24 protein-coding genes and 1 pseudogene are annotated in these 18,369 nt (G+C 45.0%); all 25 read right to left on the bottom strand.

Features of this window, described 5'->3' with window-relative positions:
- Positions 1 to 177: 177 nt before the first annotated feature.
- Positions 178 to 387: pseudogene (locus OOJ59_RS25090) on the bottom strand (DDE-type integrase/transposase/recombinase); the annotation flags it as partial.
- Between the two features lie 370 nt (positions 388 to 757).
- Positions 758 to 853 (bottom strand): DinQ-like type I toxin DqlB, encoded by a 96-nt coding sequence (gene dqlB, locus OOJ59_RS28115; protein ID WP_000609145.1) that lies wholly within the window; start codon positions 851 to 853, stop codon positions 758 to 760.
- A gap of 536 nt (positions 854 to 1,389) precedes the next feature.
- On the bottom strand, positions 1,390 to 1,650 hold the full coding sequence (locus tag OOJ59_RS25085) for a hypothetical protein (protein ID WP_040080119.1): 261 nt from the start codon (positions 1,648 to 1,650) through the stop codon (positions 1,390 to 1,392).
- Positions 1,651 to 1,760: 110 nt separating this feature from the next.
- Complete coding sequence (locus OOJ59_RS25080; RefSeq protein ID WP_040080118.1) at positions 1,761 to 2,579, bottom strand: SprT-like domain-containing protein; 819 nt, start codon at positions 2,577 to 2,579, stop codon at positions 1,761 to 1,763.
- Positions 2,580 to 2,581: 2 nt separating this feature from the next.
- A complete protein-coding gene (locus OOJ59_RS25075; protein WP_044715201.1) occupies positions 2,582 to 2,815 on the bottom strand; it encodes an antirestriction protein ArdR in 234 nt (77 codons plus the stop codon).
- Positions 2,816 to 3,025: 210 nt separating this feature from the next.
- On the bottom strand, positions 3,026 to 3,295 hold the full coding sequence (locus OOJ59_RS25070) for a hypothetical protein (protein ID WP_044715198.1): 270 nt from the start codon (positions 3,293 to 3,295) through the stop codon (positions 3,026 to 3,028).
- A 48-nt stretch (positions 3,296 to 3,343) separates the two neighbouring features.
- Entirely contained in the window at positions 3,344 to 3,799 is a 456-nt protein-coding gene (locus OOJ59_RS25065; RefSeq protein ID WP_044715196.1) for an H-NS histone family protein, read from the bottom strand.
- 18 nt (positions 3,800 to 3,817) lie between these two features.
- Entirely contained in the window at positions 3,818 to 4,027 is a 210-nt protein-coding gene (hha, locus tag OOJ59_RS25060; RefSeq protein ID WP_044715194.1) for a hemolysin expression modulator Hha, read from the bottom strand.
- Positions 4,027 to 6,348 carry a type IA DNA topoisomerase gene (locus tag OOJ59_RS25055; protein WP_172691578.1) on the bottom strand — a complete coding sequence of 774 codons (2,322 nt, stop codon included), beginning with the start codon at positions 6,346 to 6,348 and terminating at the stop codon, positions 4,027 to 4,029. The genes hha and OOJ59_RS25055 overlap by 1 nt, the downstream gene beginning before the upstream one ends.
- Position 6,349: 1 nt before the next feature.
- Positions 6,350 to 7,006 (bottom strand): hypothetical protein, encoded by a 657-nt coding sequence (locus OOJ59_RS25050; protein WP_050886235.1) that lies wholly within the window; start codon positions 7,004 to 7,006, stop codon positions 6,350 to 6,352.
- A 2-nt stretch (positions 7,007 to 7,008) separates the two neighbouring features.
- Complete coding sequence (locus OOJ59_RS25045; protein ID WP_044715189.1) at positions 7,009 to 7,665, bottom strand: hypothetical protein; 657 nt, start codon at positions 7,663 to 7,665, stop codon at positions 7,009 to 7,011.
- 11 nt (positions 7,666 to 7,676) lie between these two features.
- Positions 7,677 to 8,450, bottom strand: coding sequence for a hypothetical protein (locus OOJ59_RS25040; protein WP_044715185.1), 774 nt, complete (start codon positions 8,448 to 8,450; stop codon positions 7,677 to 7,679).
- A 14-nt stretch (positions 8,451 to 8,464) separates the two neighbouring features.
- Positions 8,465 to 8,935: a thermonuclease family protein gene (locus OOJ59_RS25035; protein WP_044715183.1), complete on the bottom strand. Its 471-nt coding sequence runs from the start codon at positions 8,933 to 8,935 to the stop codon at positions 8,465 to 8,467.
- Positions 8,932 to 9,252, bottom strand: a complete 321-nt coding sequence (locus tag OOJ59_RS25030; protein WP_044715215.1) for a hypothetical protein — start codon at positions 9,250 to 9,252, stop codon at positions 8,932 to 8,934. Before OOJ59_RS25030 ends, OOJ59_RS25035 begins: the two co-directional genes overlap by 4 nt.
- A gap of 20 nt (positions 9,253 to 9,272) precedes the next feature.
- The gene (locus tag OOJ59_RS25025) at positions 9,273 to 9,476 is read right to left on the bottom strand and encodes a hypothetical protein (RefSeq protein WP_044715181.1); all 204 of its coding nucleotides are present in this window, start codon (positions 9,474 to 9,476) and stop codon (positions 9,273 to 9,275) included.
- 68 nt (positions 9,477 to 9,544) lie between these two features.
- The gene (locus OOJ59_RS25020) at positions 9,545 to 9,883 is read right to left on the bottom strand and encodes a hypothetical protein (protein WP_225622178.1); all 339 of its coding nucleotides are present in this window, start codon (positions 9,881 to 9,883) and stop codon (positions 9,545 to 9,547) included.
- 4 nt (positions 9,884 to 9,887) lie between these two features.
- Complete coding sequence (locus OOJ59_RS25015) at positions 9,888 to 10,283, bottom strand: cag pathogenicity island Cag12 family protein (RefSeq protein WP_044715177.1); 396 nt, start codon at positions 10,281 to 10,283, stop codon at positions 9,888 to 9,890.
- On the bottom strand, positions 10,280 to 12,115 hold the full coding sequence (locus OOJ59_RS25010; RefSeq protein WP_044715174.1) for a type IV secretory system conjugative DNA transfer family protein: 1,836 nt from the start codon (positions 12,113 to 12,115) through the stop codon (positions 10,280 to 10,282). Before OOJ59_RS25010 ends, OOJ59_RS25015 begins: the two co-directional genes overlap by 4 nt.
- A gap of 2 nt (positions 12,116 to 12,117) precedes the next feature.
- Entirely contained in the window at positions 12,118 to 13,149 is a 1,032-nt protein-coding gene (gene virB11 / locus OOJ59_RS25005) for a P-type DNA transfer ATPase VirB11 (protein ID WP_172691582.1), read from the bottom strand.
- A 23-nt stretch (positions 13,150 to 13,172) separates the two neighbouring features.
- Positions 13,173 to 14,384: a VirB10/TraB/TrbI family type IV secretion system protein gene (gene virB10 / locus OOJ59_RS25000; protein ID WP_044715172.1), complete on the bottom strand. Its 1,212-nt coding sequence runs from the start codon at positions 14,382 to 14,384 to the stop codon at positions 13,173 to 13,175.
- Positions 14,381 to 15,310: a TrbG/VirB9 family P-type conjugative transfer protein gene (locus OOJ59_RS24995; RefSeq protein WP_044715170.1), complete on the bottom strand. Its 930-nt coding sequence runs from the start codon at positions 15,308 to 15,310 to the stop codon at positions 14,381 to 14,383. The genes virB10 and OOJ59_RS24995 overlap by 4 nt, the downstream gene beginning before the upstream one ends.
- A 4-nt stretch (positions 15,311 to 15,314) precedes the next feature.
- Complete coding sequence (locus tag OOJ59_RS24990) at positions 15,315 to 16,043, bottom strand: virB8 family protein (protein ID WP_044715168.1); 729 nt, start codon at positions 16,041 to 16,043, stop codon at positions 15,315 to 15,317.
- A gap of 239 nt (positions 16,044 to 16,282) precedes the next feature.
- Complete coding sequence (locus OOJ59_RS24985) at positions 16,283 to 17,338, bottom strand: type IV secretion system protein (protein WP_044715165.1); 1,056 nt, start codon at positions 17,336 to 17,338, stop codon at positions 16,283 to 16,285.
- Positions 17,339 to 17,349: 11 nt separating this feature from the next.
- Positions 17,350 to 17,607, bottom strand: coding sequence for an EexN family lipoprotein (locus OOJ59_RS24980; protein ID WP_044715163.1), 258 nt, complete (start codon positions 17,605 to 17,607; stop codon positions 17,350 to 17,352).
- Positions 17,608 to 17,616: 9 nt separating this feature from the next.
- Positions 17,617 to 18,363: a type IV secretion system protein gene (locus tag OOJ59_RS24975; RefSeq protein ID WP_044715162.1), complete on the bottom strand. Its 747-nt coding sequence runs from the start codon at positions 18,361 to 18,363 to the stop codon at positions 17,617 to 17,619.
- Between the last annotated feature and the right edge of the window lie 6 nt (positions 18,364 to 18,369).

Here is an 18,369-nt window from a genome sequence, read left to right as displayed (position 1 = left end):
AACCAAAATGCGTACTGCTCCCGTGCTCCAGGCTAAACGCCACCCGCTTTCGCTTCAGGCTATCGGCAGATCGTTCACTCAGCGGCTTGAAAAGCCAGTCTGACAGAACGGGGGGCCTGAAAACCGGCACTGTTGCAAAGTTAGCGATGAGGCAGCCTTTTGTCTTATTCAAAGGCCTTACATTTCAAAAACTCTGCTTACCAGGCGCATTTCGCCCAGGGGATCACCATAATAAAATGCTGAGGCCTGGTCTTTGCGTAGTGCACGCATCACCTCAATACCTTTGATGGTGGCGTAAGCCGTCTTCATGGATTTAAATCCCAGCGTGGTGTCGATTATCCGTTTCAGTTTGCCATGATAGCATTCAATCACGTTGTTCCGGTACTTGGGGTCAGTTTGGATATAGAGAATTATTGTACGGTAAGCCTGTTTTTTGAACAGACTTACCTATAGCAATAGGGTGTACTCCCGCGCTATACGGCATTTTCAGAGGTTTGACCTTAATCGGATAACCTAAATGCGATACTGCAAGAGCGACAACTTAAAAGCGATAGCCACTGACGCAAAATCAACCCCTTACGAACCAAGATTGGTTAAATAATGCGCTTAACGTACAAAAATTTCCGATCTCCAAACTGACCCCTAAAAGGTTAGGTGGGGGGGGTTATGCGCATCAGATGAATGTTGTAACTAAACGATGTTTTTATTAAAGGCCGGAGGTGGTTAGCCCCCAGCCTTAGTTACGTTTCCGTATTCATCAATCGATGAACTGGCGGATCAGTTCCAGAATAGCAATCAGCGCGTTTGCCAGCGCCGCTACCGCTCTAAGAACGATGATTAACAGATTAATCATCCGGTTCTCCAGATAAGCTGGAGGAAATCACCGTTGCTTACTCATACACTGCCTGTCACAACGGTTCTCTCGCATTGTTAGATGTAGAGTGACTTCCTCCTGCCAGAGCACCAAACACAGCACCACCTGTTTGTTCAGCCAGGACTTTTGAAACTATTCATACCCGCCGGAACGGGGAAGGGCAGGGAGGCCACTTACAGAGCTAACCCCGCAATTATACCGATCTGCTGGCGAAACTCATGCTGTAATTCAGTCAGTTGACAACTTGTGTCAACTGCCACTGGACAGCCTGTGTCAAGTGCCATAATATTATGGGTGTTAGATGTAGAGTGACTTCCCCGGCCAGAGCACCAACTCCGAACCGGAAAACAAAAAAGCCCGATCTCACCAGTCGGGCTTTTTTGCGTCTGAAACAGCGTGCGCTACGTGAAATCTGAGTTCGAGTGAAGGGAGGTTAATCCCGATTTTTTAAACTGAAGCGTCGCCATCCCCCGTGAAAGAAAGCCCCCAACTACGCCCTGACAAAACTGATGATATTAACTTTTGCCGTTGTCGGCCAGCTCGAACATAGTATTCAGGCTGGAACGGAATTGATTCACCGATGATACTAGCTCCTGACTCCGCGCTTTTTCTTGCGCTAGTGAGCGCCTGAGCTGCGTTATCTCGTCTCTGTTACGCTGAAGCTCAAGGATGGCCGTCATAAAGGCTTTACTGGCTGACGCCATTCCGGTAACCTCCTGCGCCTTTCTGATAACCTGATCTTCATCGTCATTTGTTCTGATGGTGTAATGCCCCATAGAAAACCTCTTTTGCTGTCATTTTTATCACGCCGGCACGAATCCGGAAGAAAGATTTGCTGGCAAAAAATCGATGGCCAACTGCTGCGGTCGTAGAATTTTGCTGGCACTTAGCTTTCTCTGAAAGCTTGTTCACAATCTCCGCAATGGATATTCAGCCCGGCCTTACCCCACACAGCAGCACCGCACCCCGGACACTGATATTTTGCCTTGTTCCGTTTAGGCTTGTCCTCAAACGCCGCAACAAAGGACGTATTGCTCCCGGCTATAACTTCTGAATCTGCGTTCCCGTTCTGTGGCGTCACTGACGGTAACAGAGCCATTGACAGCACCGCTTCAATATCAATGCCGGAGCCTGCATTCTGATGCGCCTGAGCCAGCGTTTCCCGCCATTGTTCGATAACGGCGGTCATGTCTTTCTGTTGTTCAACCTGAACGGGGAAGCGGTCAAACCAGCTCAACGCAAATTGCCCCTGAAACAGTTCCAGTGTGACAAGCTGGAAGCGACCGCCGGGGATCGGATAGTCGTTAATTTTCTGGCCGACTTTCGCGCCACCAGGTCTCCCGGTGGAAGAGGGCATTAGTCCGATGCTTTCCATTTTGGCCGCCCACTGCGCATTGTGGTACGTCTTGCGGGAAGGGTTACCAAAGTGAAATTGCCACATATGACACTGTTCATGAACCAGAGTCTGCATAACTTCAATAAGCGGATATGCCGGAAAATACTCAGGATTCAGGGCAATCTCATCAATCATTTTGCCGCTGCCATCAGCAGCAACAAAACGTCTGAAGCTGAAATAGCCCATCGTGTTTTTACCGCGCTGGAAGGTGATCAGGCAGTCGGGAAGTTCGCCGTTAAACAGCCTCTGATTGTAGAAATCAAACGCCTGCTGTAGCTCGTTGTAAGCGCGTTCTGTGGCTCTGGTCATTATCAGGACTCCTGAAAGACTACCCAGCATTTAGCGCCGTCATAGTCATTCCCGCCCTCGGCAATAAACATATTACCTTCGGCATCGACGGCAATTGCTCCTGGGCGTTCATGCTGTGGATCGCGGAGAACGTTTTTCCAGCCATACGCCTCGCCATCCCATATAAGCACAACACCGGAATCAGCATGTTCCTGATTCCGCTGACGCCATACCTTTGCTATTCCGACATGATCCATATGCTCACCCTTATCTGTATTGTACGATACAGATAAAATATAGTAGCCCGAAACCGAATGCAATCATTTTTGCTGGCATTTTGGGTCGCCGACTGGCATCGAGAAAGGAATTATGCTGGCATTATTGCGCGGCCGCATCAGCTGCAGAAGGTATCTTTGCTGGCAGGATTAAGGAAGCCTCCGGTACAGAGGCTTGAGGGGGGAAACGACTCAACGCTTTTTCGCCCACGTTTTTTCATCATCGGTGAGCTGTTCTTTATGCAAGTAATCTCCGGGAACTGGAGGCGGCGTTACCAGCTTAGGATGCCCTGTATCGATATCGCGAACAGTCACCAGTCCGACAATATCCCCATTTTCTTTTAGCGCCCATGCAGCAAGCTGGTATACGGTCGATTCGCCATGCTCACCGGGGACATTATCATGCCTGAAATACCAGTCTGTTGCCGGGATGATTTGTTTGTAGGGTGATAAGTCACTCACGTTTTAATCTCCTTAAAACCCTCCGCACAACCTGGAGGGCTTATAAAGTTACTGTTTATCGTCAGCAGAACCAGACGGCTCTTTCTTGATAAGAAAATCGTCCAGAGAACGGCCAGCCTTTAACGCTTCATCAATCGGTTTTGGCGAACGTCCACGGCCAGACCAGAATTTAACTTCGCCATTTTCTTCAAACTGATACTTTGGCGGTGCTTTCGGCAATTTACTCTTACGTGCATTTGGCGCATCGTCGGTCAGACCAAGCAACTCTTCAGGAGAAAAACCTTCCCCAGCGATGAGCTGAAGCAATTCCTGACGTTTTTTCTCACGTTCCTGACGTTCTGCGGCTTCACGTTCAGCATCTTCTCGCCGCTCTTCGATAACAGCGTTCAACTTTTCCTGCATTTCCAGCAGTTGCTCAAAGCTCGTTTCACGCGCAAAGACACGGACAGAACGAATATTCGTCAGAAGTCTTCGGGCTGCATCAAACGTTTCATTATCGCTCATAGTTCCTCTCTTTATGGGTTATCTGACGTGTTGCCAGACTGATGCGGGGATTTTATCAAACAGTTTATTCATGATTATCTCAGCCAATCGGTGATCAGCAGCAGAATAAAATGTTACCAGCTCTCCAGCGGTAAGGCTGCGTTCATTTTTTTCTATAACTTTCTCTAAGGTTTCCCGGTGTTGGCACTTTCTTAACTGGAAAAGCCAGTCTTGTCTGGTTTTCACCATTATTTTTTCCTGAACTCAAAACCAAGTTTGCCTGTAGATTTATCCTGCAAGGTAACTACAGCGTCAAATTTTTTCCCGGCTTTGCTGGTAAACCCTTTAATCTCGCTGGTTTTACCTTTTTTTATCACCGTTTCAACCTGATTTTGTGTCAGTTTCTTGCCGGAAAACTCAGACCAGATTTTAAACTCACACCCCGTACAGAAAAAGCCTTTTGGCCTGATTAAAATCTCTTTGTTACAGGAAGGGCAGGGGACACCAAGACGGGCGCTTGCCCCCTCAGAAGCCTGTTTCTCTGTAACAGGTTCTCCATCTTTATCCGGGAATGATGTTTTACACTCAGGATAACATGAGCACCCCCAGAAAAAGCCATTCTGCCCCTTACGTTTGCGCAGAAAACCTTTGCTACAGACAGGGCAGGGCGTGGCATTAGACGAAATGTTAATCCCGTTTTTATCCAGATCGTCGATTAAACCGCGAATATAATCGTCGTTGTCTCTGATAAAATCCTCAACGGTCAGTTCGCCGGATTTGATTTGCGCCTGTTTTTCAGCCCATATTGCCGATATGTTGGGTTTAATCACTTCAGGCGGAAGAGCAGCGCAGAACTCCTGCCCCTGTTTTGTTGTTTTCCATACCAACTCAGAGTAGCCCTTTTCTTTCTCTATCGAGATAAGCCCGGTATTGGCAGCCAGTTTTTCAAGGATACCCGCACGGGTAGCTTCTGTGCCGATACTGCCCCGGTCACTGCTCCCCTCGTCTTTGGCTTCAAGCGCTTTTCTCAGAGCCGGATCATCGATAAATTTTGCCGCACTGGTCATCGCGGCCAGTAACGTTGACTCCGTAAAATAGCGGGGTGGAGTTGTCTTTTTCTTGTCCACGTCAGCCGACTCACACAGGCCGCTGTCATTAAATTTCAGAGTCGATAAATCAAAACCGCCCGTTCCGGCATCTTCGGCATCGTCCTCTTCATCATTGTCTTTACCCAGCGCTTCCCAGCCCTTTTGTATCAGAACGCTTTGTGTGGCCGTGAAGGTATCACCTTTAATATCGAAGTGAATTTTTGTTTTGTCACGGATGGCATCCGGGTAAAACAGACCAATGAAATAGACGGCCACCAGGTTATAGACGTTCCGCTCTTTCTCACTGAGCTGAATACCGGCTCCGCTTTTCGTCGTCGGAATAATGGCATGGTGTGCCTCGATCTTACTGGCGTTAAAGGCTTTATGCTTTTGTTCCTTCTCCATATCTGCGGTTGCCGACGCCAGTTCCGGCATTGTGGCCGCGATAGCGACTGCAATATCCCCGGCCTGATAAAAATGCTCATCTGAAAGATAGCGGTTGTCAGAGCGGGGATAGGTCAGCAGCTTGTGTGTTTCATACAGCCCCTGCATCACATCCAGCGTTTCCTTAGCCGTATAACCGTATCGTTTTGCACAAAGTTGCTGAAGCGTGGACAAGTTCAAGGGCAGCGGCGGTTTGGTATTTTCCGGTTTAGTTGTCGCGATCGTCACGAAAGCGTCCTTACCCGCTACCCGTTCGGCAATATGCGCGGCCTGTGCTTCTGAAATCAGGCGTTTTTTATCGTCGATCTGATCGCCGTCCGTTGTCTGATATTTCGCCTTAATATGATTCCCGTTCATCTTCAGACTGGCGAAAACATCGTAGTAAAAGCTTTCAGTGTGATTCTGGTTTGCCAGCGTGCGCATGTTCACCAGTCCGAGAACCGCACTCTGTACACGACCAACGTTCAGAACACCGTCATATCCCTTCTCACGGCCTTTGAGCGTACAGCCTCGCGTCATATTATAACCAAAGTCCTGATCGCACAGAGAACGTGCCAAAGCGCTATCTGTCATGCCGCGAAATTTTTCGTTAGGCTGCATGTTTGCCAGCGATTTTTGCACTGGCGCAAGGTTGAGATCGGCAACCAGCAGCCGCTGGACGGGCTTCTTGTTTCCGGCATAACCTAAAATCTCATCAACCAGTAAACACCCTTCATCGTCGGGGTCGCCAGCATGAACAATGCTATCGACTTTTTCTATCAGCGACAGAATAATGCGGGTCTGTGCTTCAGATTCAGGTTTTAGTTTGTACGTGGGTGGATAAACGGCTTTAATCGGTAAATCGCTGAATCGCCAGTTAGCATATTTTTCGTCATAATCCTGCGGGTCATAAAGCTCAAGCATATGACCATAACACCAGGTAACAGCATCAGCGCCGTGTTCAAAATAACCGTTTTTCTTCTCCGTATTAGGGTTGCCACCTAATCCTTCGAAAATCGCTTTTGCTAATGATGGTTTTTCAGCAATAAAAAGTCTCATATTAATGGCTCCTGTCAATACAATCTTTTTGTACTAAGGACTGAATTTCGCCCGCTGCCGCAACAATAATTTCTTGTGCATTATCTTTGTCAAAGGCGTTAACTATTATTGATAGCTGGTCACTGACATCCCTTGCTAATGAAAAAGTATCTTCATTGTCATCATCCTCCCAGACATATCGGTTTTTCAATAATGACTCCACGCTGCCTGTTTTACTCGTTGTTGTGCAGGTGAAAGAACCATCTTCTAATCGCCGGGTTTCTATTTCATACTCAAACACTGGCTTAAAGTTTTCCAGAGTGTTAGAAGTAAATGCAACAGCAATAACTCGCTTCCCTCTGGCGCTCATGATTTTTAAAAAATCATACAGAAATGAATCATTTATGTTCTGTGGAAATTCTACACTATCGAGAATGACAGTGGATTCCTTCGCATCCAGAATATGATCCAAGTAAATATCTTCATTAGTACGGCAAAGGAAATGCAAGTCTGGATAACATGTTGCACCGCACATTTTTGAAAAGTCAAAGTAACGCGAATCGGGGATAGTTGCTTCTTCGAGTAGTTTACTTTTTCCTGTCCCCGTCCTCCCATGAACCAGAACATGCCCTTGCGATTTTTTCAGGGCGTCTTGTGCTGTTTTCTTATCATGTTCCATTTTTAATCCTCCAGCTGAAGTGCGCCAGTAGCAAAGGCAGCTTCAACAATTGCGGAAAGTTGATGCGTTGGCATATAATCTTTGTAATTAATCCATACTCGTTTAATTTTCCCATCAACTTCTACGGCACGCTGTCTCCTTTCATTGCAATCACTATCCAGCCATACACCATTGAATAAAGGAGAACTGTTATTCTTAAAATAGACTTTTTTATCTTCATCAGACATGCAGTTGAGCATATGCGCGAGATAACGAGATACAAGCGCGAAACTTCTTACCGTATGGTTCTTATCGTCAGGTTCAACGTTTTTATTATCGAACTCTATAATGCCGCCTTTGTGGATTCTGAATTCCCCAAATGTCATAACATGCGCACGTTCTGGTTTTGTCGGGAATGTCCATGTAGCGTAAAAAGAGTATACCCCGCGCTCTTTTTCTATCCACGCCTCCGCAACGAAGCAAGCCTCGCTACCATCCAGACAAGCTGAATAGCGCGGAGGTACACAAAACGAATCACTGTCGTGAGAAACAGGCTGCGTGTATTTTCCAAGAATGAAGGTGTCACCGACTTTCATATCCCTGATTGAACGCTGAAACCAGAGCGGCATACGGCAGTAACGCATAAAATCATAAACCGTCTTTATTGAACTCACTTTCATTATTGGCTCCTTTACCAGCCATACGGATAAGCAGGAAACGTCAGCCAGCTTTCAAGCAGGTATTCGGTTTCTTTGTTCCAGTAAAAATAAAAACCCCTGGGATTGAAGAAAACGGAATAACCGTCAATCTCACCAATTTGTTCTGCTTTATTGAACAAAGGATTGACATAAAAATCATCTTCGAAAGAATCAGTGAGATTAGACGCTACGAAATCCTTACGAGATAGTTTTGTTATTTTGTCACGCTCATCATCAAAGTTAATGCGTTCCATTGTATGGGGATTGATGCCAAAACCTACCGTTCCGCCAGTGAATGCTCTGTGTTCAAAATTACCCCATGTAAGTTCATCTAATGAATCGACATGTTTTTGTGTGATTTCCAGAAAGGATTGTTTAACTGGTTCCTTATCATCATAGTTAGCTTTCTCCGGGAAACTGATAAGAAACTCAGCCGTTTCACCCTTATCATGATTGAATAAAGGGTTTAACTCCTCCTCATTTTCAAATTCTTTCTTAAATGCTTCAATATCACGCACGAAACATGACATATAGTAATATCTGTCTGTCTGGAACAACCCTTGTAAATCTTCACCATGAAGCAAAGCAAACTGGCAAATACGATCATACAAATCCATTGCCTTTTGATAATCATCGTTAGGGACGATTAACTTTACCTCAGCCGCGCTTTCTGTCATGCCTGGTGTAACATAAACATCTGCACTTACAAGCAAGTTACCAACACATAAACGGTTATTGAAACGTTCTTTATCGGATTCAGTCATCATCGTTTCATTCCTCTTTATTTACTATGCCGCCATTCCCACGGCGGCACTGGTTGACTGTCAGCCCACAGGCCGCGCTTTTGTTCCTGTGCTGCCCTTTGCAGAGCCGGTAATGAATTATCGCTGTTGTACTTGTCGTAAACCCATGCTGCACCAGATTGCACCATAAAGCGGTTGGCCTCTGTGCCGTTCGCCGTGAACACACGCCCGATAATGCGCCCGTAGCGATCTGTCTGCGTATACGTCACCGTGACGGGCAGCGCTGCAACCAGGCCTTTAAGCTGATTGGTTGACCAGCGCCCGAAAGCCTGTTTCTTTTCCGGTGCATCGATGTTTGCCAGGCGAATCCTGACGGGCTTTTTATCCTGCAATACTTCGATGGTGTCACCATCGAGCACACGGATAACTTTTCCCTGAATTTCTGCTGCACACAACGTAGCTGGAAGCACGACTACAAAAAGAGAAAAAGCATAAAGAAAACACTTCATCGTTTCTTTTCCTCCCACATGATAGTTCCTATCTTAAACAGTGAGAAAATCACGATGATTGAAACACCAACAACTACCAACATAGGAATAATCAAGCTATACAAATTAATTGTATAATTAAAAAAACGCTCAAAGTAATAGTATTCAGATTCAGATGTACTTCCCCATAAGATAACGGCGATACGATAAAACCCATAAACCAATACAGGGAACCAAGCCATAAAAAAGAGTAGCCGAGTAAACACTGAGGCAACCTTTTTAGAGTATCCTATGAAAATAAACAGAATATCACTGACTCTTCCTGCTGCTGATCCCATAATAATCCTCACCATAATCTTTAATCCTCTTTATCCTGTTTCTCAACGTCACATTCATCCAGAAAAATTTTATCATTGCAATTAACCAGAGAGATGTAAGCGGTACAGTTTTCGATAATCGCATTCACTGTCTCATTACCTGTATTTTTCAAATCACTTAGATTCTGAGTAACCGTTACTGTTTGAATATTATGACGTGACATTTTTAAAATCATTTTATCCATAACTAACGTCCTTCGGTTGTTCAACCCCGCAAACCTCAGATTAAAATCTGAAATTTTCGGGGTTATCGTTATTCCTGGAATGAGCGACCATAGCGCTGAATAATCATTTCCAGATTGTCTTTATTGATTACAGCGCCGTCACAGGTATTTAAGATACTTTGCCTAAGCCTTGCTGTGGCTTCAGGATTATAGTAGGGGGTAAAAACCCGGACATTGAAAAAGCGCTGATTAACTGTCTGACAGGCTGGCTGTGTATCCCCCTGTAATTTTCCGGCCATGCAGGTTAACAATTCACATGGATCACCCGTCTGGTTTAACCCGTCAGTGTGGTTATGCTTTTTGGCTAAAGCAGGCGTTGTCAACACAGCAAGAACGAGCGGAACTATAAGCACATTGCGAACATTCATAATGTCATCCTTTCTGAAGATAGATATTGATGGATTTAACACCAAATTCATCACGCTTATATCGGTACTGGATTAATCCATATGCACCGTTAGACCTAAGCCAGTTTTTTGCAGTAAAGAAGTCTTCACCCCGGCTACTTTCAATAATAATTGAGTCTGAATGAGCAACAGCATAGAAAACCGCATCATCGTAAAGACGGTTCTCAGGAGTAAAGTTTTTTATAACCTTTACCCAGGATGAATTAACACGGTCAGATTTAATTACCGTAAAAGTAGGTTGCCAGTCCATTAACTGTGAATTCATTGTTTCCGGGTTTTTCTTCCAGTCAACCTGTGGGGGTTCAGGAGGTGATGAACAGGCAGAAAGAAAGACAAAACCAGCCAGCACTATTCTTTTCATAATAAAACCTCAGATTCAAGCTCACCTACGGAAAGCATTTTTTCTTTTGAAGGGTATTTAAGCCCCTTAACACCAAAGATATTTTTTGTCTTGTTAAGACTGGACGTTAAAGCAGCCAGCTTCGGACTTACCAGCATAAGCCTGTCCATAAAATACGAATCAAGGTAGTAAAGGGCTTTTTTGGCTTTAACAGGGTTCTCACCCTTCAGGATGATAAACTCCTCTGAAAACTCCAGCGTTCCCAGCTCCTGTGGAAGTACCAGAGCGCGTTGAGCGTCACTTTCGGAATTGCTTTTTGATGTCGAACGACCGCTCGTTTTACTGGAACCAGTAGACTTAGCGGTTGTATAACCAAGCTTCTCTGAAATCTTTTTAGCATCATCCTCTTCACTGACAGCATAGATAATCCGGCAAGGGTGCGCACTCATCAGAGTCTTAGCTCCCTCTATACCGTAGATTTCATTAAGCTGGCTGATATTCTGATAAATCGTCAAAAGCTTGAGTTTAAAGCCTGCAATGTACCCCGAACCTTTTTTAATAATCGGCATATAACCAATTGAAGGGAACTCATCTAGAAACATTAAACAGTCATGCTTAAGCGTTGGGTCAAAATCCGGGTTTTCCCTCAATGTGACTTCAACGACAAAGTTAAAGAACAGGTTCAGGAAGTCATAGGCAAGGGACATATCCTCCGCATTCACGCCAACATAAATAGAGATATCTTCCCGGCGCAGCTGGCGAAGGTCAAAATCATTACCGTCAGTACATTTTCTGACGGTAGGGAGGTAAAACAGACTCATTTTTTTACGGAATGAACCATCGATACTTGAACGCTGTTCGTCTTCAGTTTCGTGGTACTCACGGATTTTCGTCAATGCATCCCGTAAGTGAAACAATGCCGTTTCATCTAATCCCGCTATCCCCTCAAAGTCTTCACGGTTAGCCAGTACGTTTTCCCGATCAATATTGCTGTAAAGGTCAACAACAGAACCGATTGAGAAAATGGGTTTAAGATTGAATTCGTTAAGCCAGTCAGGAGCGTAATTGATAAAAAAGTGAAGCAGTTTTGCAAGGCCAGTCCAGTATTGCCCGGCAAGGTTGTTAAAGTGGGCTTCGGCTCCCGTCATACCATAAGACGGGAACAGAATTTCTATCAGCTTCAGTAAGTCTTTAGCGCCACTCTCAGCTTTTAAATCAATATAGAAAAGCGGGTTAAACTTATGCGTTTTACTGTTAAAGGGGTCTAACAAAAAAACTTTATTCTGGAGAATCACCTCGCGAACTTTACTGGTGATTTTCCACAGTTCCTGTTTTGGGTCTAAAGCAATAAGAGAGTGCTTTCTTACCAGAAGATTAGGAATTCCTATTGCAGCACCTTTACCCGCGCGTGTACCTGCACCCAGCGAAACAAAATCAGGAGCCGTATACCAGAGATATTTTCCCTTGTAAGCGCCGACAAGTATATCGTCGTCATTCTCTTTCTCCCATTTTAGCAGCTTTGATTTTTTTAAATCATCATCGCTGGCAAATTTCGCATCACCATAGAGAGAAAAATCTTTTTTATTCAATTGCCAGATAATAAAAACGGGAACGATAACTGAGGCAGCTAAACCAGAAAGAAGAGCGGGCATTGCCGTAATTCTGATATCTGACCGTATATTACTTTCTGTCATGAGTCGCCAGAGTAACATAGAGTCGAAGTTCTTCCATATGAACAGTGGCGTTTTACCATTAAAAAAGTAGACAGCAACAGAACCTGCATAATACGTAAAAAGACACATAACAAAACCGATAAAGAGCCACTGCCCTTTATCAGGGAGTTTAAGAGACATGATCACTCCTTCAGCTTTTCAAAGTATTCCTGAAAGTGAATATCGCGATAGTAAATACCCGATGCAAAGCGTAGATCTTCGTCATCAATGTACTTAATACTCATGATTACATCGACGTTGCTCAAAACCCTTCGCAGTATAATGTTATAGGGCAGATTCTGGCATTCCGGGTTCATATAACACCGCTGAACAAGGCCAAGCACAGCATCTTTAGGCGTGCTTTCATGTACCGTGGTTATGTTTCCTGCGTGGCCGGAACTTGAACCTTTAAGAAAATCCCAGGCTTCCGCGCCACGAACTTCTGTCATCAGTATCCTGTCTGGATTCATACGAAAACCAGAACGTAGTAGAGAGGCCGAGTTAACAACGATACTTTCACCCTCTGACGGGTAATACAGCTTCACATGGTTTTTATGAAAACGGAATTTTGCCTCATCAGTATCTTCTATTGAAACACATCGCAGATGATGAGGGATGTATTGCAGACAGGCATTTGCAAACGTGGTTTTCCCGGCTCCGGTTCCGGCACAGAACACCATCGTTTTACCTTTAACCAGACATTCAGGAATAAACCGTTCAAAACGATTATCTTTAAACATTAAAGATAATTCGTCCTCTTTATTCCTGAAATCAGCGCCCTGATTTAGCTTCGAGTAGAAACCCTGTTTAACGAATGTTTCATGGTCAATAAAAACACTGGACGGCTTACGAATTGTGATTGATACCGTTTCACGTTCCGTTGCCGGGGGGATGACAATCTGTACGCGCTCCCCAAGGGGGAGCGTGGCAGAGCGCAATGGATATTCTGGCGTAACAGAACCCCCATCATGATAATCAGAAATTGCCCCAGCAAATGACATACAGTCACCAAAAGTCATATTCGTTTGGTGTTGCTGCCATTTACCCCTGACTTTAACAAACAGTTCACCGGGACGATTTACGGCAATCTCGGTTAAACCCTCCACACTATTTAGCCACTGATGAAAATAATCATTCACGATATCGTAAACAATATGGCGATTTTCAGTATTAATATCACCCTGCATTACCTGACCTCTTATCGCATTTTCAGTTTATAGATACCTGAGAAATCCAGATCCTGACCGACAATCAGAGTAATAATCTCCCCCTGATTTTTATAAAGCGTTGGTGGAATATTCACACTGTTAGAAAAGGCTTCACGGGCGATATCAGCAAAAGCCTGTCGGCTGTTTGCGGTATAGTCCGTCTGGTTATCCTTATTGTTTTTAGCGGCTCCACTCGCCCACTGAGCCACATCGGGGATCATGCCAACCATCATAGCCCCGGAAAAACGCTCCCAAAAATGCGTATCAATCCAGCCTGACGCTCCGGCCTCACCTAATGGCCCAGCCGCCTGTGTATCAATCAGCGGAATATCGATAAACGGTGCAGTGCGTGTTCTCAGTTTGGTCGCCATAAGGAATACAGCGCCCTGACCGTGCTGAAGGGAACCGGCTTTATAAATCACATGGGCGGCAGTTCCTTTTTCGATGAGTTTTACATTACCGTTGGCACTGTAAATGTCAGAATTAACCGTGCAGACCAGTTTTCCTGCGAGATCAGAGATAAACTTTCTGTCCAGTGAACAGGGTATGCCCGTATTTTCTGGAATAAATAGATTGGGATCATAGGGAACCCTGGTAATTTTCGACAGCGATACGGGCGCTCCGGCATTAACAGGCTCGACCTCCTGTGTCGTGCTGGTATTACCTCCACCTTTGGTTTCACTGGCTGTTTGTGTTGAGGCGCTGCCGGAACCTCCCGATGCCGCAGAGCTACTGCCACCATAAGACACATCAAGCGCACGGCTGAAGTTATGCTGTACGCTTTCTGGCGCTGCTTCAGCTTTCCCGCTGTTGTTATCCCCTTTTTTCTCTTCCTGCCCGCCCTGCGTCTTTTGGTCAGAATTAAAAGGGTCAACGTCATCGCTTAACCCGGTCTGACGCTTCACCGACCCCGTAGCCACATCACTACTGGCTGGTTTTTCGTCATTACTGGACATTGAACGGATGATGGAAGGGACATAATAGACGGATACCCCAGCAGCCAGCAGAACAAAGGCGGCCACAATGATGATTAGCCCCTTACGTGATTTTTTAAGCTTCTCGATGCCCAGGCTGTTAGCTGGCCGTCCTGAATCCTCCTCTTTATCTGTTTTGTCGGCCTGCTCAAGCTCTTTCTGTCGCCGTTCGCGCAGTTCCCGCTCAATTTCAACGGCGGTGAGAGTTTTATTTTCCTGTTCGCTCACTGGATCACCTCTTTTTCAACTTTCGGAGATACGGTGTCTCCTGCCGGAAGCCGGACTTTGCCAAAGCCCCGATTTTCAACCCCGACAACCTGATTTCCGATACGCAACACAAAACGCTGGTCTACAGGCACACCCACAACGGTAAAACTGCTGCTTTTCTTCACTACCGGATTAGTCAGGGTTTCCTGATCGCCGCTCATGACAAAAATACTCGGGATTTTCTTCAGTGGGCTGAATCCAAACCAGGTATAACGGCCATCGTCATATGCATAATCCGGGCTGATATCCTGGCTACCTTCAGCAACTCGCTTCCAGTACTGCCAGTTGCGCGGAGATTTGGCATTTTCAAGCGCGTTGTTGATGGTTTTTTCTTCCTGTCGCTTGTTGTAAGCCTCAATCCTTTTTTTCTCGATCTCGGCCTGCTCTTTACGCCTTTCCTGCGGGTACTGGTAATTCACAACAAAAGCAATTTTATCCGGCTGGCGAAACGTCCGGGCGTTCAGCTCCATGCTGTAATTGCGTTTTGTGGTACGGACAAACAGGTTTGTTCGCCAGCGTTCCAGATCGGTTTCAGGGTCAAGAGCCACGTTAACGACTTCAGATGACTGCTTTCCGTTCTCGTCCGTGTTGTTGTTCTGCACCGTCTGTTTAACTGGCTTCACTTCGACATAAACAAGATTATCTTCTTTATTCACCGACCATCCCTGGGGGAAGCCTGTTCTGGCACTGATAACAGTTTCGTCGTCATCAAATACCAGTGTGGTTGTATAGCCGACTGCACTGTTAATAACAGTCGTATTTTGAGGGTTATAACTGACAATCTGGTTTCGTGGATCGAAGCGGCTTCCCGATGGCTGTACTGCCGCATTACAAATGTGCGCAGCCATCAGAAGCGCAATTACTAACGCTCCTTTTCTTATTTTCATATTTTCACCCTTTAACTTCTTTATCGCGAACGTAGCTGGTTACAACGAATTTGAGCGGATTATTATTACGTTCACCCGATGCCATTTCGACCTGTGGCTCAATCCGGTAAGTTAGCCGGATATTCCAGTATTCATCATTATTTTGGCCTGTCGCCACATCCCTGACGGTTAGTTTAAAGCGAACATATGCCCCCATATCCTTATCATCAGGACGGGATGACGGGCTGATAATGACAGACGGCTTATCTTGCACGGTAGCCGTTCTTTCAGCTTTTCTGTAAATGACTTTAGGTGAATTACTGCTATTGATTAGAGCATTATATTCAGTTGCCACATTTTCAGCGCTATAGAGCAATACATAATCATAGTCATGCTGAAGACTAAAATAGTTATAACCTTCGCGACGTTTAACGTACTGAGTGATAAAGTATTTTGCCAGCGCTTCATTTTCAGAGAGATTTTCTTTTTTAACAGAAGTCAGTCTTTCAGCAACGCCAGTGACACCATTAATAAGATAAGCCTCGACAACCGTACTCTTTAACGGAAGCGCACCATTCAGGGCAAGCAGCGACAACACACCAACGGCCATCCCAGCAATACCACCAAATTTATATATGCGGTTCATTTTCTCCTGTAACACTACATTTTTCTCTTCAAATGTGGTTGAAGAGTCCGTTACTTCTTTTTTCTTATTAAAACCGGGCAGTTTTAATTGTGGAATTTTAAACCCCATTGCGCATTACCTCTGCTGAATTAACAGGTTCGCTTTTCCCGGAAACCGGAGGTTGTTTGTGTGACGCCTGACAACCAAACAGACAAAGTGTCACGAAAAACGTGATAATTAGTTTCATAGTAAAACCTGAGATTAAAGATGAGTGAGAAAGTAGAGTGGGATTAACTGGTAAAAAAAGACATTATCAAACAGGCAGTAATAAAAAAGATGAAAATAACCATATATAATAAATTATTCACCTACCCTCCATATTTCTTCTTAGCCATTTCGATTGCGGCACTACGCAGTTTTTTTGCACCAATATTTAACCCCTGCCCGGTCAGATTACCCAGCTTACCGGACATTCCCGGAGACTGACCAAGCCCCCCTTTCTGACGACTAATGCCCTTCCATGCGCCAATACCTGCGTTTCTCCCCATGCCAAGAGCACCACGCGCCATGCGGGAAGCACCAAATACGCCAGCACCTATCCCCATAGCAGCAGCCCCCTGCAATGCCCCCTCAACGCCAACACCTGCGAGCTGTGAAGCATAGGTTTTGGCCTGCCAGATAATCCAGGCCATGAATGCACCCGCAACCCCGGCTTGAGCACCGGTCGAGATGAGATTTAGTTCGTCTGCATTTGCTATAGATATGGTCAAGATGCCATTAAGGAAAGTCATTCCCGCTTTAATAGCCAAACCGCAAAACAGAAATATAAAACATGAGCTAAATATTAACTGTAGCCAGCTATTAAACATTTGCCTTAAAAAACCAAAAGAAAGGCAAACAATAAACAATGGCGCAGTAATAGTTAGCATTTTAAGTGTAACTTCAGCAGCAAGATAAACTATAGATGTTAATAGCAGCGCTAATATACCGCCAGCATATGTTAATATCGCCGCAATAGCGCCGTCTGTTTTAACATACGTGGAAGTATCTTTTGACATAAGATATGCTGCAACTTGCTGAACTTTTTCCCAAAGTTCATCAACCCATTTCCAAGGGTCACCTCCTGCAAATGTTTCCTTTAGTCCATCTATAGCCTGATTAGCGCTATCTAGCCAACCGCCCATATTCCTGACAAAAACAAGGATCAGCCAAAAACGAAATAAATTCCAGATAAAATCCTGAACATGAGATTTCTGTTTCCCTACAATTACTGTATAGGCATACCACAATATATAAATAGAAATACCATACTTACCCAATTGATACGCTATTGAAGAAAAGTTATCTAACTGACCAGTCAAAGACTGGTCGAGAACTTTAACAATAACGTCATGGGCGGCTTGGAAAAACCTAGAAGTTGCCATAATGGCTCCTTTTAACTTCCCTCTTTACCCAAAACATCTTTGAATGCGTCTTTAATGTCAATGTGCTTAGGATGCAATTGCTTATATCTAAACAAACCTTCTTTAGCATTTTTACAATTGTCACTATCACTACCAGACTTTTTGCATTCAGCTACTTTTTTAGTTGCTTCGTCTACGTGAGACTGCCACCAGTCTACAGACTTTACCTCTTCACACCCGGCAAGAAAGAATGTAAGCCCTAACGCTGCAACTACTCCATATTTTTTCAAAGTTCCTCCTCAGTTCATTTCATAGCTCTGCTGATCAAACGCTGACTTATAATCAACAATTGGTGTATCCGCATTGACTGCATCCAACTGTTTCTTTTGGAATGCAGCCTCCGACATCTTCATCTTGTATTCTGCAAGATCGCGCTGCTTATCGCGATACATTTCATACTGAAATTTGAGCTTCTCGAACTTCAGGTTCTCCAGAGAGACAGCATTAGTCGCGTCCTGTGTAGCTTTAGTGTCCTTCGCGTTTTTAACCTGATCGATAAGGTCTTTCATCGACTGGTTGTCGCTACGCAGCTTTTCTTCAAGCTGATTACCGTACTCAACCCCTGCCAACTGGGACAGGAATGTCGCCTCACATCCCCGAACCTGGTTACCTGTGTACCCCAGCCCTTTACAGGTATCCGTTACCTTGTAGTCGGAAAGCAGCGATTTAGCCTGCGCAGAGAGCACAGCATCAGGGTTTTTAATGTAGTCATCGATAAATGCATTACCCTGGTCGTAAATCTGTGTTAGTTCCTTACTGACAGACTGTGCGTCCTGAACCAGCCCCTGAACGTCACGGATACCTGTTTTCGTTAACAGCTCGTCCTTATAGGCCGTAAGCTCGTTCTCCCACTGTTTGGCCTCTTTTACCCACTGCGCCGCCGTATCTAACGCTGACTTTGCATCATGCACAATCACCCCGCTACCTATAGCAAAGGCGCTTGCCGAGCAACAGATGAGCGTTGCGGCCAGAAATTGTTTTTTCATCATATT

Origin of the sequence: Citrobacter sp. W9, from assembly GCF_026719375.1 — a bacterium.
GTDB lineage: Bacteria > Pseudomonadota > Gammaproteobacteria > Enterobacterales > Enterobacteriaceae > Citrobacter > Citrobacter werkmanii.
Note: the sequence above shows the minus strand (reverse complement) of the source record. Positions and strands in the feature narration are given on the sequence as shown.